Below are 14,523 nucleotides of genomic sequence, written 5' to 3'. Positions count from 1 at the left end.
TATGACCCGCTCGCGAATGGTTTTCTGGATATTTTTTGCTCCGGTAATTATGTGGCTCTTTTTGCTGATCGTGCTGCCTCTCTGCGACCTGCTGACCATGAGTTTCAGGGGTGAAAATGATTATGGCGACATGGTCTGGACTATGCAAAACTACATCAATTTTTTTGATGAACCTGTCTATTGGCTCACTTTTGTGCGTACCTGTCTTTACGCCATAGTAACTACTTTCATTGTTTTTCTGCTCTCCATGCCGGTGTCATTTTATATTGCCAAGCTGGCGAGGTCGCGGGTGCAGGGCGCATTGATGATCATGCTTTTGCTGCCCTTCTGGGTTAGTGAGCTGGTCCGTATTTACGGCTGGATGATCCTTTTGCGTGAGTCCGGGGTGCTCAATTTTTTCATGCTCAAGATCGGGCTGATCAATAAGCCTATCGAGATGCTTTACAACGATGCGACAATGATCATGGGGCTGGTTTATACCTCAATGCTGTTCATGGTTGTGCCTCTGGTGTCGGTTATGGATAGCCTTGACGACAGCCTTATCGAAGCTGCTCACGATCTGGGTGCAGGGAAGTGGACAATCTGGCGGACCATCATCATTCCTCATTGCAAACCGGGGATCACTTCCGGTTCCATTGTGGTCTTTATGCTCGTGCTCGGTAACTACCTGACCCCGAATCTTATGGGCGGCAAGAATTCTCTTTGGTTCACGGAGCAGATTTACAACCAGTTTATCGCCAGTTTTAACTGGAATCAGGGTTCGGCCTTCGGTTTTCTGCTGCTGATCTTGAGTTCATTGATTATCTGGGCCGGGCTTAAGCTTACCCGCCAGAAGCTTGGGGAGGTGGCATCATGATTCGTTCCCTGCCGCGAAGCAAAGCATATAATTGGTCTTTTAACTGTTTTATTCTTTTGTATTTTCTTTTTCTGTTTGCCCCGCTGGTGGTTACCTGTGTGCTGGCCTTCAACAACTCAGACTTTCCTTCCCTTCCATGGAAGGGTTTTACCTTGGACTGGTTTCTTTCCAGCGGACCGGAGCGGATAGGGCTGTTTCATGATGATCAGAACCTGCGTTCCATTCTGACCAGTTTTCAGACCGCGTTTTTTGTTTCCATCTTGAGCGTTATCGTGGGAACCTGCGCGAGCTTTCTCTTCGAGAAGGAAGAGTTCCGTTTCAAGGGATTACTCTATTTTCTTATGCTGGCTCCCTTGGTCATCCCGGGTGTAATTCTCGGTATCTCCCTGCTGCTGGCATCAAATACCGCCGGTACTTACTTTGATGACACTTTCGGACTTGATTTTGAGGTCTTTCGGCCCAGTTTCTGGCTGGTGGTAATGGGGCAGTTTTCCTTCATAACCACATTTGTAACTCTCGTGGTTTCAGCTCGCTTGCGTAAATTCGACCATTCCCTTGAGGAAGCGGCTTTGAATCTGGGTGCGACCCAGTTGGGGGTAATCTGGCATATCACCCTGAAGTTCCTGCGTCCGGCTATCATCGGTGCCGGGGCGGTGGCTTTTCTGATGAGTTTTGAGAACTTCAACACCACCCTCTTTCTGGTCGGTTCAGAACCTACGCTGCCGATTAACCTGTATTTGCAGGTAAGGGATGGAAGTACTCCGGTCATCAATGCGGTTTCGCTGATGTTGATTGTGGGAACTTCACTGCTGGCTCTCTGCAATCTCTACTTTTCCAAGCGGGAAGAGTAGTTTCGTGATAAAAATAGCCCAGTCCCGCTAATTCGGGACTGGGCTTTAATAATACACGCCTTAGCCATGACCCCAAACGGCAGTGTTTGGGTAAGAATCCATTAACTCTGTCTGTTCTTTCAGCTTAAGAATTCGTTTGCCGCCAGAGTTGCACAGCATAATTCCGGGTGTACAGCCTTGTCTAGCCATAAGGCTGTCCGGATTTTTCTGGTTTCAGAGTATATACTTTCGCTTTGATAAGTACCTCCATTCGCCGTTGTCATGCATGGAGTGTTTCCATGTTCTTTCAGCGGTGTCTTAGGTAGTATCCGGCAGAAAGTGTCGAGGTCCCTTCTGCCGGCGGGCAATGTCCATTTGCATGAACTTCCAGATTGCTGCAGTGGCTGACTGCGTTGTTCCGTTATGCGGATTGGAAGAACGCTGTTCAGCTTTGGAGCGGTTTCCTGCTGAAGCCTGTGTTCCGGGCAGTGGTGTCCGGAATCGGAGTGCACTGAGTTTGAGGGAATGTGCTTGGGCGGCTTCAGTCGGAAATTTATGAAATATGTTTACGAATCCTTATAAATTCTCGGAACTCTGGCCATAAGAGTGGAAACAATCTCATAATTGATTGTCCCAAGTTCGCAGGCCATTCTCTCTGCTGAAATTTCAGCCTGTTCCTGTCTGCCGATGATGACCACTTCATCTCCGGCTTCAACGTTATCAATTTCCCCTACATCAATGACGCTCTGATCCATACATACTCTTCCAACTATCGGGGCATGCTGCCCGTGGACCAGTACTTTACCTGCTGACGAGAGTTGTCTCCTGTAGCCGTCCGCATATCCGAGAGGAATTGTAGCCAGTTTTGTTGCATTCGGGGTGGTGTAGGTGTGCCCGTAGCTGATCCTGAACCCGGCAGGAACCTCTTTGGTTTGAGCAATGCGGGCTTTTATCTGCATGGCCGGTCTTAGGTCAGCATTCTGCTGATGGACTCCGTTTGACGGGTAAAGACCGTAAAGCATGATTCCGGGACGGACCATATCAAAGTATGAATCAGGGAGATCAATAATCGCGGCGCTGTTGGCTGCGTGCTTAAGGGGGATGCTGATCCCTTTCCGATCAATGTCAGCGAGAATGTTTTTGAACTGTCTCAGTTGTTCCAGCGCACTGGTTTTGTCCGCTTCATCGCTGGCTGCAAAATGAGTATAGACACCTTCTGCTTCCAGATTTGGAAGGCGATTTATTGTGGTGATGGACTCCAGCACTGTTCTGTCATGGGATTCGTCGACAAGACCTAATCGGCCCATTCCGGTATCGACTTTTATGTGAACTTTTAATGTTTTGCTTGTCTGGTTGAGCTCTTCGTTTAAATCTTTGGCATAATCGCTTGAAAATACGGTTTGAGTTACTTCATACTTGAGTAGTTCTTTTGCAGCTTCGGGGGGAGTGTAGCCGAGGGTTAGAATCGGCTTTTGAATGCCGTGATTGCGCAGGGCGACAGCTTCACCCAAGCGCGCTACTGCAAAATAGTCGGCTCCGGCTTTGTTTAAGCAGTCCGCTACCTGTGTGAGCCCGTGTCCGTATGCATCGGCTTTTACAATAGCCATTATCTTTGACTGCTTGTTTACCAGCCGTTGAACTTCATTGAAATTATGTCTGATCGCGGACAGGTCCACTTCTGCCCAGATGGGGGCGAAAGATTTGGGGTTATTCATGGCGTACCTCTTGTTCCTGCAAATCTGATGAACTGTCTCTTGGGCAACCTCTTCCGGACGGTGGTATTCATCCGGAAGAGGTTGCGGAGTGGGGTCCGTATGCTATTACGAAACTACTTTTCAGTGTCAGTAGCAGTGGAGGTTTTCATTTTTGCTGATTTTTCTTCCTGTCTTGCAAAGTATTTCTTGGTTTCCGAGACCACAACCGGAGTCAGCAGCAGGAGACCTATAAGGTTGGGGATAGCCATAAGGCCGTTGAAGGTGTCGGAAAGGTTCCATACGAAGCTGAGCTTTGCGATGGCTCCGATTCCTACGAAACAGATGAATGCTATGCGGTAGGGCAGTACTGCTTTTACGCCGAACAGGTATTCAATTGATTTTTCACCGTAGTAACACCAGCCGAGGATGGTAGAGTAGGCGAAAAGAATCAGGCCGATGGTAACAACGTGTTCACCGCCGGAGAAACCTGCACCGAAACCGATGGTGGTCAGTTCCGCGCCAGTGGCGCCGCTGGACCATGTTCCGGTGAGGATCAGAACGAGGCCGGTCATGGTACAGACGATGATGGTATCGATGAAGGTCTGGGTCATGGAGACCAGTGCCTGAGTTACGGGCTGCTTGGTCTGGGCTGCAGCTGCTGCAATAGGAGCACTACCGAGACCGGATTCGTTGGAGAATACACCGCGGGCAACACCCATGCGGACAGCCAGCATGATGGTGGAACCTGCGAACCCGCCTACTGCGGCAGTGGGGTTGAAAGCCTGCTCTACGATGAATCCGAGAGCTGCGGGAACTTCAGCAATGTTGAGCAGAATGATGTAGGATGCGCCGGCCATGTAGAAAATGATCATGACAGGAACGAGCAGTCCGGTAACTTTACCGATCTTTTTGATACCGCCGAGGATAACTGCTGCAGTCAGGACTGTCAGTATGAGCCCGGTAATATAGGGGGAGAGACCGTAGGTTGCTTCAACTGCATCGGCAACGGAGTTGGACTGAACCATGTTGCCGATACCGAAAGCGGCGATGGATGCGAAGATTGCGAAGAGGGTTCCCAGCCAGGGCATGTTGAGGCCCTGGGAGATGTAGTACATGGGACCACCGCTCATTTCGCCGTTTTCATCAACTACCCTGTATTTAACAGCAAGAACTGCTTCCGCGTATTTAGTGGCCATGCCTACGAGGCCGGTCATCCACATCCAGAACAGTGCGCCGGGGCCACCTACTGCGATGGCTGTTGCAACACCGGCAATGTTACCGGTTCCGACTGTTGCGGAGAGGGCTGTCATCAGGGCCTGAAAGTGAGTGATATCGCCGGGTTCATCTGTGTCTTCCTTGCGTTTGATGAGAGCAAGGTAAAGGGCGTACCACAGTTTTCTGAACTGCAGTCCGCGCAGAGAGAAAGTTAACCATACTCCGGTTCCGACAAGCAGAACCAACATGGGCGGGCCCCAAGCAAAGGCCCCGATTTTTCCAACCATTCCGTCCAGTAAAGTCAAGAATTCCATATCATCCCCTTGTAAGTTTTTCAGGTTACATCCAAGACTGCCGAGAAAACTCCAGCTGTGGTGTGAAGAGTTCCGGTGAGCAGACCATCCCTCTTTTCCCTGTGGGGTTATAGGAAATCACTGAGGCATGCACAGAACATTCTGCGCAATGCCCCAGTGTATTTTGTGATTATTTCTAACTCATTCTCAACAGTCTTCCTGATTTGACTTATTTGTCTGAATTGTCAGCAGATTTTTCTAGTTTTTAGTTGTCGTAAAGAACGTTTTCAACGGGGGTGAATTCGAGGTCGAATGCATCTGCGACGCCCTTGTAAGTAACCTTGCCGCCGACCATGTTCAAACCGGTTCTGATGGCGCGGCTATCCTGAGCTGCCTGTTTCCATCCCTTGTTTGCGATCTGGAGGGCATAGGGGAGGGTGGCGTTGGTCAGAGCCATGGTGGAAGTCATGGGTACTGCACCGGGCATGTTTGCTACGCAGTAGTGGATAACGCCTTCAACGTCGTAGACGGGATCGCCGTGAGTGGTGGGCTTGGAGGTCTCAAAGCAACCACCCTGGTCAATGGCAACGTCGACGATTACGGAACCGTCTTTCATGGTTTTAAGCATTTCGCGGGTGACCAGTTTGGGTGCTTTAGCACCTGCAACCAGAACAGCACCGACAACAACGTCAGCTTTCTGAACCAGTTCACGCAGCAGAGCGGGGCTGCTCATCATGGGGAAACAGTTTTTAGGCATGATTTCGGAGAGGTAACGCAGTCTTTCGAGGTTCATGTCGAGAATAGTTACCTTGGCGCCAAGACCGCAGGCCATCATAGCTGCGTTGGTACCAACTACGCCGCCGCCGATAACAACAACGTTTGCGGGGGTAACACCGGTAACGCCGCCCATGAGCATGCCGCGTCCGCCGTAGTAGCGTTCGAGGTATTTAGCGCCTTCCTGAACGGACATGCGTCCGGCAACTTCAGACATGGGGGTAAGCAGGGGCAGGTCGCCTTTGTCGCCCTCTACTGTTTCGTAAGCGATAGCTACGGACTTGTTTTTCACGAATGCGCGGGTCAGGGGCTCATCAGGAGCAAAGTGGAAGTAAGTGAAAACGATCTGGTCTTCACGAACCATGTCGTATTCAGAAGCCTGAGGTTCTTTAACATGCATGACCATTTCACATTCCGCATAGATTTCAGCGGGGGTGTCGATGATCTTTGCACCTGCAGCAATATAGTCTTCATCGGAAAAACCGCTGCCTACACCTGCGGATTTTTCAACCCACAACTCATGACCGTTTGCGATCATGACTTCAACACCTGATGGTGTCATGGAAACTCTGTTCTCTTCTGATTTGATTTCTTTCAAGATACCAACTTTCATTTCCACTTCTCCTGATTTGATTGTTTACGTCCCGCAATCACCACGGGACAGCTGTTGAAAAATAGAGTCTGAACTCTTGGGTATTTTCCCTATGGCAATCCGCATGCCAAAAAAGATCAGGAGTGTGGAGCTGGGGCTTGGTATGAGATTAAAATTTCATAATAACGTAAGTTTAGGAAAATAAATTAAATATTGTGCTAATATTCACAAAATAATCACGTGTTTAAGAGTGTTTTGAAAGATGTAGGTTTGGTATGAAAAGTTACCAAAAGCAATGCTATTTTTGCTCTAATCGACCAAGATGTCAGGGATTACTCTTTGTGGTAGTTATTGTTTCCAATGTGTCGAATTGTGATAAAATTGAGGCTGATCAGCGAAATAAAAGGGATGATGGGTGGTATAAAAAGTTACCATAAGAGAATCCCCGTGACTTGTTCAAAGCCACGGGGATGTTTATCGGAAACAGTTTTCGGCGGGTTAACTGACGGATGTTGCAGGTTCCCAAGGGAGGACTCTGCTTTCGTTGCGCAATTGGTGCTTCTCAATTTTTTTGAGCAAAGCTGTGTGAGATATCCCCAGTCTTTTAGCTGCCTTGCGTATGCTGGATGAAGAGTTGAGAGTCTCGAGGAGTATTTGCATTTCGTATTTTCCAACCAGATCTTTCAGGGAATCTCCAACTGTGACAGTGGTGGGCATAGCCTTGCATAGCTGCCCGCAACTCGACTGTTGCTTGGAATTCAAGTGGATCGAATTTGCGGAAATTTCGTTTGAGTTGCTGAATATTGAGGCCCTTTCAATAACATTCTGTAATTCGCGGACATTGCCCGGCCAATTATAATTCATTAGCTTTTGCTGCCCTGATACGCTGATTGTCTGTTCCTTTTTTTCCAGTTTGCGGTTGAAGCGGTTAAGGAATTTTCCGGCCATGAGTGTTATGTCTGTGTGACGCTCACGCAGAGGGGGGATTTGGATGTTCAGGACGTTGATGCGGTAAAAAAGGTCTTCGCGAAAATCTCCGGAGGCAACCATGTCGTTGAGGTTTTTATTCGTTGCGGTGATAACGCGGGCATTGACCGGAATCTCTTCCACTCCGCCAATACGGCGCACACATCCTTCCTGCAGGACTCGCAGTATTTTGGCTTGTGGGCCGGGAGGCATGTCACCGATTTCATCAAGAAAAATTGTTCCGTTCTGTGCTGCTTCAAATAGCCCGGGTTTGCCTTTTTTTCTGGCACCGGTGAAAGCTCCGTCGATGTAGCCGAAGAGTTCGCTTTCTATGAGTTGTTCGGGCAGGGCCGCACAGTTGATGGGGATGAATGGGCCGGGTCTTCCGCTTTCAAAGTGGATGGCCCGGGCGAAAAGCTCTTTACCTGTTCCGCTTTCTCCGGTGATGGAGACGATGGTGTCCAGTTCTGCAATGCGCTTGGCAAAAGTTATCAGGTTTTTGATGGCTGGACTTTCGCCTATGAAGTCGTCAAATTTGAAGTCGATGGGTGTCATGACAGCATCAACCATGGCTTTCACTTCCTGCAGATCCTTCATAAGCAGGACAGCTCCGACAAAATCGCCTTGTGAGTCGTGGATGGGTTTTGCTGATCCGTAAAAGTCTACCCGACCGGTGCTGGTTACTGCGGACTTTCTTCTATTGACCGGAATCCGTTTTTCCATGCACTCCATGAGCAGGTTGTCTTTAGGCGTAATTTCACCAACATACGTGTTGACGAGGCTTTCGTAGGTGGTGTTTAGGATGCGGCAGGCAACACTGTTTGCGGTATTAATCATCCCTCTGGAGTTTACCGAAACAATCCCTTCACTCATGCCGTCAAAGAGGGTCCGGAACCATTTTTCTCTTTTTTCCTGTGGGAGTCTTTTGAGTTCGGTCTGACTGTCGATTCCGGGCAGTGAGGAGAATAACGCCAGCATTTCTTCAGTGCCAAGGGTATGTCCCCCTTCAATTTCTACTGAAATCTGGGCGAAGCCTTCTTTTTGCTCAACTTCCATGCTGATTATGTTCAGCTTATGTTCGAGCATGAGTTTAGTGATATCAAAAACGATCCCGATACGGTCCCTAAAAAGAAGCTTATACTTTTTGTTTTCAACCATGCCTTCTCCGTTTTGGATATTGTTAGGACATTACTGTAGCTGTTTAATTATGGAAAGAAAAGGGACAAATGGTAACTTTTTAAACCAATATGGTTTAAGTTTCGAAAATTGCAGATCAAAAAGTGGTAATTTTACAGATTGTGGTAGTATAAATTACCACACATTCTGAGTGCAGAGCAAAAAGAGCTGTGAACTCTCCCAAGCAAACCCTGCCTTGTTCATTGTATCTACTGATGTTATTTTTGTTTGGACCGCAAAAGTTTCTTACAAGGGGACAGTTACATTGATTTTTAAAATTTTGGACAATGATCTTTCTTTTCGTATTCAGTTTCTTTGTGTCCTTTTGTTTCTTTTTTCCATCGTAACTCCAATGGACTGTATTGCTGTTTTAAATGCAAATGCTGAGCCAGTTGCCAGGGACAGTGCGCCATTTCCTCTGAAATTAAGTCCTGAAGAAGAGTCTTTTATTCGCAGCGGTTTGCCACTCAGAATGAGTGAGGTGGACTGGGAGCCATTGTCCATAATTGATGAAAAAGGCCAATTTCGGGGAATTATCGCGGATTATATGAATATAATTTCAGAAATGTCCGGTTTGAAATTTGAATTTGTAGCCAGTGACTCATGGGCGGATGTTCTACGAAAATACACTGAAGGTGAGTTGGATGTTATTCCGGCTCTGAGCAACGAGGATATGGTTGGACGAGAAGTCCTGTTTTCCGATGTTTATGTTTCATTTCCTTTGGTTATCGTTGCCGGAGAAAAGTACGGGACTGTGCGGGACTTGTCGCAGTTGAACGGTAAGAGGGTTGCCGCCGGACAATCATACACCAGCTATCACTATATCGAAGATAATTTCCCTGAAATAGAGCTTGTCGGCACTTCCGATGTGGCGGATGGCCTTCTTCTCCTTACCAAGGGGCAGGTGGATGCTTTTGTGGGACATCTTGCTGTAGTGGTCGAACATATGAATATGCTTGGAGTAGAAAACCTTAAAATTGTGGGAACTACCAGATTTAAGTTTGAGCACCGAATTGGTGTATCTCCGGAGTATCCTCAAGCCCTATCGATCATCAATAAAACGCTTGCAGCTATCAGTGAAAATTCTCACCGCGAAATTCGCAAAAAATGGTTTGACGTTCGCTATGAACAGTCTGTGGACTATACTGAGATCGTGCTCCTTTTTACGTTTATGGCGCTTGCTCTTACCGCAATTATTTTTTGGAACCGTAAACTTTTTAGGCTGAATGAATCTTTGAATACAGAGGTTGCTCAGCGCCGCCGCATGGAGAAGGTCCATAAGAGACTCTATGAGATCGCGATGTCTGTATCCCGTGTCTCCGGTATCGATGAGTTTTATTCCATCGTTCAGGGGCAGGTTAATCAGCTGATGCATGCGCGAAATTTTTATATTGCTGCTTATGACCGTGAAACGGACATGATCAGTTTCCCATATTTTTCTGATGAGAAGGAAGAGGTTCCGGAAGCGCGGATAATGGGGATCGGGTTGACTGATTATGTTGTCAAAACCGGTGAGCCTTTATTCGGAGATTTTAAAACCCGTATGAAACTTCGCGATGAAGGGGAGTACGTTCTTATCGGTCCTGAATGCAATATCTGGCTCGGTGTTCCCTTGAAACTTCAAGGGGAAGTTGTGGGTGCTATGGCTGTTCAGAGTTACAGTGAAAGTGAACCCCTTGATAAAAAAGATTTTGAGGTATTGCTGTTCCTTTCTTCATATGTGGGTTTTGCCCTTGAAAGACTGTATCTTATGGAGCAGGGACGGGAGAAGAATGAGGCCTTGAAGGAAAGGGAAATCAAGTATCGGTCCATTTTTGATAATGCCAGTGATGCAATCTTGCTGATGGATTTAAGTTACAAGTTTTTTAGTGCCAACCCTGAAGCCGTTTCAATGTTTCGTTGCGGCTCAGAAGAAGAATTGCTTTCCTACCGTCCAGAGAATCTTATCGCTCCCAATCAGTTTGAAGGGGAATCTTCCACTGTTCTTCTGGATGAATGGGTAGGGAAGACTATTGATGCCGGGGGCTTGGATTTTGATCTTATTTGCCGGCGGTCTGACGGGGAAGAATTTTATGCAAGTGTTCGCGCACGCAAGATGGTTATCAGTGGCACTCCCTTCATTCAAGCAACTTTGCGGGATGTAACCGAAAAGCGCCGCAGTAAAGAAGAGATTGAACGCTCTGTTTCACTCCTGACCGCGACTATTGAATCCTCAGCAGATGGCATTCTTGCCGTGGACGGTTATGGACAGGTGGTGGCATGGAATTCTCGTTTTTCAACCATGTGGAATATCACGGAACATATATTGCGGTCCGGAGTTGTTTCGGATGTATTCGGATATATTTCTGATCAGTTGGAAGAAGGCAGTTCTGTTAACGGCCTTTGGGATTATTCGCTGGAGTCTGAAGCGGGACAGGTTGAGGAACTCATACTGGCGGATGGTAGAATTGTAGAGAAATATTCCAACCCCCAGCGCATAGGATCTGATGTTGTCGGCAGGGTCTGGAGTTTTCGGGACGTGACCAGAAAACGTTTAAGCGAAAATGAATTGCGGGATTCCTACCAGCGCTTAAATGATATTATCGAATTCTTACCCGACCCGACTATTGTTATCGACAGCAACGGGGTTGTACTGGCTTGGAACAAGGCCGTTGAAGAGGTTACCGGAGTAAGCAAGAAGGATATGATCGGCAAGGCTGATTATGAATATGCATTACCTTTTTATGGTGAACGCAGGCCTATTCTTGTTGATTTTGCTCTTAGGGAATCCCTTGAACCTCTAACCGCTCGGTATGAGTCTTTGGAGCGGCGCTTTGGAATGCTTTATGGTGAGGTGTATACTCCCAGGGCATTCAATGGACAGGGAGCATATTTTTGGGGAGTTGCCGGGCCGCTGCGCGATCATTCCGGGAAAGTTGTCGGTGCTGTTGAGTGTATGCGTAATGTGACCGAGCGTAGAAGAGTGGAACAGGAGCTCAACCGGGCAAGACTGGCAGCGGAAGCCGCCACCCGTGCTAAATCTGAATTCCTTGCCAATATGAGTCATGAGATTCGCACGCCCATGAACAGCATCATCGGATTCGGGCACTTGATGCAAAGTGCCGATCTTGATCCGGCACAGCGTGAGTACTTGAACAAGATGATGTCGTCCGCTGACTCTCTGCTGTCAATCATTGGCGATATTCTTGATTTTTCCAAGATTGAGGCCGGTAAGTTCGTGCTGGAGAACGTTGAGTTTCAGTTGGACCATGTGTTGGAAAAAATCTGCAATATGGTTGCAGTCAAAGCGGAATCCAAAGGGATTGATTTTATCCTGTCCGTTGGTTCTGACGTTCCGTTAAGCTTGCGCGGAGATCCGTTACGTCTAGAGCAGGTGCTGACTAATCTTGTTAACAATGCGGTGAAGTTCACTGATAGGGGGGAAGTGAATCTTATTGTCACTTGTGAGGAGAACTGTACCGGTGAAGCTAAGATTAAGTTTATTGTACGTGACAGTGGTATCGGCTTGAGTAATGAAGAAGTATCCGTACTTTTCAATTCCTTTACGCAGGCTGATGCTTCAACAACGCGTAAATACGGTGGAACAGGTTTGGGGCTGGCTATTGCCCGTTCCCTTGTGGAACTAATGGGCGGGACAGTCAGTGTTGAAAGTCATCCCGGAGAGGGAAGTTCTTTTTATTTTACCGTGCAGCTGACCGCAGTGGACAAGGGGTACTCGTTGGTATTGCTGACAGGAGAAGAGTCCATGAAGGCTCTTGTGATCGAGAGCAATATGTTGGCCCGTGAATTTATCCGTTCCACAATGGAGGAATTCGGCATTACAGCTGTGGTAGACAGCACAGCTTCAAGTGCGCTTGAACGACTTGAAAATCCTGCAGCTATGGATGGGGTAGGATTGATCCTTGTTTCTGGAAAAATGCACGACATGCATGTATTTGAGTTTGTTGACCGGATCAGGAATATTCCCGAGTTGAAACATGTTCCGATTATTTTAATGGCTCCTGTGAATATGGATGAATCCTTTCGTAAGGAAGCCGCACTGACCGGTGTTGATGGATTTGTTACCCGCCCTGTTTCGCGGCTTTCATTATATGCTGCTTTGCAGGGTGAATTTAGTGATGTTCAACATATGGATCTTTCGGATGCAGATGTGCATGATTCTGTTGAGTTGGAGTTAACTGGGCAGAGTCCTAAAATTCTGCTTGTGGAAGATAATGAACTCAACCAGCAGGTTGCCCGGAGAATGCTTGAAGGTATGGGGCTTGATGTAGATGTGGCCGATAATGGGCGTAAGGCTTTGGAGGCCTTGGAGTCAGAGGCATACAGTCTGATTATCATGGACATCCAGATGCCAGAAATGGATGGGCTGACAGCGGCCAGGATAATCCGTTCCAATGGACGTTATGATAATCTGCCTATTCTGGCTATGACTGCTCACGCCATGCCTGGAGACAGGGAAAAAAGTTTTGAAGCAGGCATGAATGAACATTTGACCAAACCCATTGATCCGGAAGAATTGAAAAGAGCTTTGGCTAAATACCTGAACGCAGAGGATATCGTTTATGTTCCTTCTTACTGCGAGTTATCAGAAAATGATGAAGATATGCCGGAATTGCCCGGAATAGACTGCGCAAAGGGACTGCGTAATATCGGTGGCAATAAGGAAAGTTACCTGAAAGTTCTGCAGGGATTCAAGGACCGGTACGGAGATTTTCAAGAGGAATTAAAAGCAACTCTTACTGATGCAGGTCCGGAACAGGCCTTGATGAAAATTCATTCCTTGAAAGGAATTTCCGGAAATATCGGAGCTGTAAAACTTTATGAATTCTGCCGTCTTCTGGAGGGAGACCTCCGGGAGAATAACCGTAGCGGGTATGAAGAGGACCTACTGCATTTTGTTTCAGAGCTTGAACTGGTAATTATGGGATTGCACGGGCTTAAAGTTGGTAGTGAGGATGACGCCCGGGAATATGTGTATGATAAAGAAAAAAGTTTCAATCTTATCAATAAGCTGTATATAATGCTCGGTGAAGGTGATGCCGAATGCGGCGATGTATTGGATGAATTGCGAAATCATTTTAATCTCGAACGATTTGAGGGGCAGCTTGCTGAATTAACCCGCTATATTGAAAATTTTGATTTTGACGATGGCCGTTTCCTGTTGGAAAGAATTTCCGATGAACTGAATATTCCGCTGGATAGAGGATCTGATTAATGGAAGAGAGAGCTAAAATTCTTATTGTTGATGATGAGAGGTTGAATCTCAATGTCCTTTCTGATCTGTTGCGTCAGGACTACAAGGTCGTATTGGCTAAAAATGGCAATCAGGCCCTTGACCGGGTGAATTCTGAAAATCCTCCAGATCTGGTACTGCTGGATGTTCTTATGCCGGAAATGGATGGGTATGAAGTTCTGCGCAAAATCAAATCTTCCGATAAAAGTAAGGATATTCCGGTTGTTTTTATTACCGCTCTTGATTCCGAGCATGATGAGGCCCGCGGCCTCGAAATGGGAGCTGTGGATTACATCCGCAAGCCTTTCCACCCCCCGATTGTCAAGGCAAGGATAAAGAACCACCTGACCATAGCCAGACAGCGGAAATTATTGGAAGGCCTTGCCAATCTGGACGGCCTTACGGAAATGCCCAACCGAAGAAGTTTTGAACTGGCTTTGGAAAGGGAGTGGCGTCGCTGCAGCCGCTCCGGGGATAAAATGTCTCTGGCCATGCTCGATGTGGATTGTTTCAAGCAATACAACGACAATTACGGTCATACTGCCGGAGATGAGGTTCTTAAGAAAGTAGCTGATCTCCTACAGGCTGAGGTTCAGCGTCCGGCGGATGTTGCCGCACGATACGGCGGAGAAGAATTTGTCCTCCTGCTTCCGGAGACAGACTCAGATGGCGGAAGATATATCGCCGAAAAGATCAGGGTTTTAATTTTTGAGTTGGGTATCAAGCACGGTTTTTCATCAGTGAGTAATGTCCTGACTGTAAGTCTTGGCGGTGTAACAGTGATTCCGTCCTCTTTTTCAAAAGCACAGGATTTGACTATCGGCGCTGATTCGATGCTTTATGAGGCTAAGCGCAGGGGAAGAAATATGGTTCTCTGGACCGATCTGACCTGAT

General features: G+C 47.3%; 8 protein-coding genes. 4 read left to right on the top strand and 4 right to left on the bottom strand.

Going from position 1 to position 14,523, the window contains the following annotated elements:
- Position 1: 1 nt before the first annotated feature.
- Positions 2-856, top strand: a complete 855-nt coding sequence (locus ACNI23_RS12435) for an ABC transporter permease (protein WP_420249101.1) — start codon at positions 2-4, stop codon at positions 854-856.
- The gene (locus tag ACNI23_RS12430; RefSeq protein ID WP_420249100.1) at positions 853-1,707 is read left to right on the top strand and encodes an ABC transporter permease; all 855 of its coding nucleotides are present in this window, start codon (positions 853-855) and stop codon (positions 1,705-1,707) included. The genes ACNI23_RS12435 and ACNI23_RS12430 overlap by 4 nt, the downstream gene beginning before the upstream one ends.
- Before the next feature lie 545 nt (positions 1,708-2,252).
- On the opposite strand, the gene alr is transcribed toward ACNI23_RS12430, so the two are convergent.
- The 4 genes from alr to ACNI23_RS12410 form a co-directional block, all read right to left on the bottom strand.
- Positions 2,253-3,401, bottom strand: coding sequence for an alanine racemase (gene alr / locus ACNI23_RS12425; protein ID WP_420249098.1), 1,149 nt, complete (start codon positions 3,399-3,401; stop codon positions 2,253-2,255).
- A gap of 113 nt (positions 3,402-3,514) precedes the next feature.
- Positions 3,515-4,909 (bottom strand): alanine/glycine:cation symporter family protein, encoded by a 1,395-nt coding sequence (locus tag ACNI23_RS12420; RefSeq protein WP_420249096.1) that lies wholly within the window; start codon positions 4,907-4,909, stop codon positions 3,515-3,517.
- Between the two features lie 244 nt (positions 4,910-5,153).
- The gene (gene ald / locus ACNI23_RS12415) at positions 5,154-6,275 is read right to left on the bottom strand and encodes an alanine dehydrogenase (protein WP_420249094.1); all 1,122 of its coding nucleotides are present in this window, start codon (positions 6,273-6,275) and stop codon (positions 5,154-5,156) included.
- Between the two features lie 477 nt (positions 6,276-6,752).
- On the bottom strand, positions 6,753-8,378 hold the full coding sequence (locus ACNI23_RS12410) for a sigma-54 interaction domain-containing protein (RefSeq protein WP_420249093.1): 1,626 nt from the start codon (positions 8,376-8,378) through the stop codon (positions 6,753-6,755).
- Positions 8,379-8,748: 370 nt separating this feature from the next.
- On the opposite strand from ACNI23_RS12410, the gene ACNI23_RS12405 reads away from it, so the two are divergent.
- Together ACNI23_RS12405 and ACNI23_RS12400 are read left to right on the top strand one after the other, a co-directional pair.
- Positions 8,749-13,611 (top strand): response regulator, encoded by a 4,863-nt coding sequence (locus tag ACNI23_RS12405; protein ID WP_420250569.1) that lies wholly within the window; start codon positions 8,749-8,751, stop codon positions 13,609-13,611.
- Entirely contained in the window at positions 13,611-14,522 is a 912-nt protein-coding gene (locus tag ACNI23_RS12400; RefSeq protein WP_420249091.1) for a GGDEF domain-containing response regulator, read from the top strand. The genes ACNI23_RS12405 and ACNI23_RS12400 overlap by 1 nt, the downstream gene beginning before the upstream one ends.
- The last annotated feature ends 1 nt before the right edge of the window (position 14,523 follow it).

Source organism: Maridesulfovibrio pacificus (SeqCode), assembly GCF_048612815.1.
GTDB lineage: Bacteria > Desulfobacterota > Desulfovibrionia > Desulfovibrionales > Desulfovibrionaceae > Maridesulfovibrio > Maridesulfovibrio pacificus.
The sequence above is the reverse complement of the archived record's forward strand: the minus strand, read 5'-3'. Positions and strand labels throughout refer to the sequence as shown.

Excerpts from the sequence above, each read along its gene's own strand:
- ACNI23_RS12410 (WP_420249093.1), bottom strand. The coding sequence starts at position 8,378 with ATGGTTGAAAACAAAAAGTATAAGCTTCTTTTTAGGGACCGTATCGGG.
- alr (WP_420249098.1), bottom strand. The coding sequence starts at position 3,401 with ATGAATAACCCCAAATCTTTCGCCCCCATCTGGGCAGAAGTGGACCTG.
- ACNI23_RS12430 (WP_420249100.1), top strand. The coding sequence starts at position 853 with ATGATTCGTTCCCTGCCGCGAAGCAAAGCATATAATTGGTCTTTTAAC.
- ald (WP_420249094.1), bottom strand. The coding sequence starts at position 6,275 with ATGAAAGTTGGTATCTTGAAAGAAATCAAATCAGAAGAGAACAGAGTT.
- ACNI23_RS12400 (WP_420249091.1), top strand. The coding sequence starts at position 13,611 with ATGGAAGAGAGAGCTAAAATTCTTATTGTTGATGATGAGAGGTTGAAT.
- ACNI23_RS12435 (WP_420249101.1), top strand. The coding sequence starts at position 2 with ATGACCCGCTCGCGAATGGTTTTCTGGATATTTTTTGCTCCGGTAATT.
- ACNI23_RS12405 (WP_420250569.1), top strand. The coding sequence starts at position 8,749 with ATGGACTGTATTGCTGTTTTAAATGCAAATGCTGAGCCAGTTGCCAGG.
- ACNI23_RS12420 (WP_420249096.1), bottom strand. The coding sequence starts at position 4,909 with ATGGAATTCTTGACTTTACTGGACGGAATGGTTGGAAAAATCGGGGCC.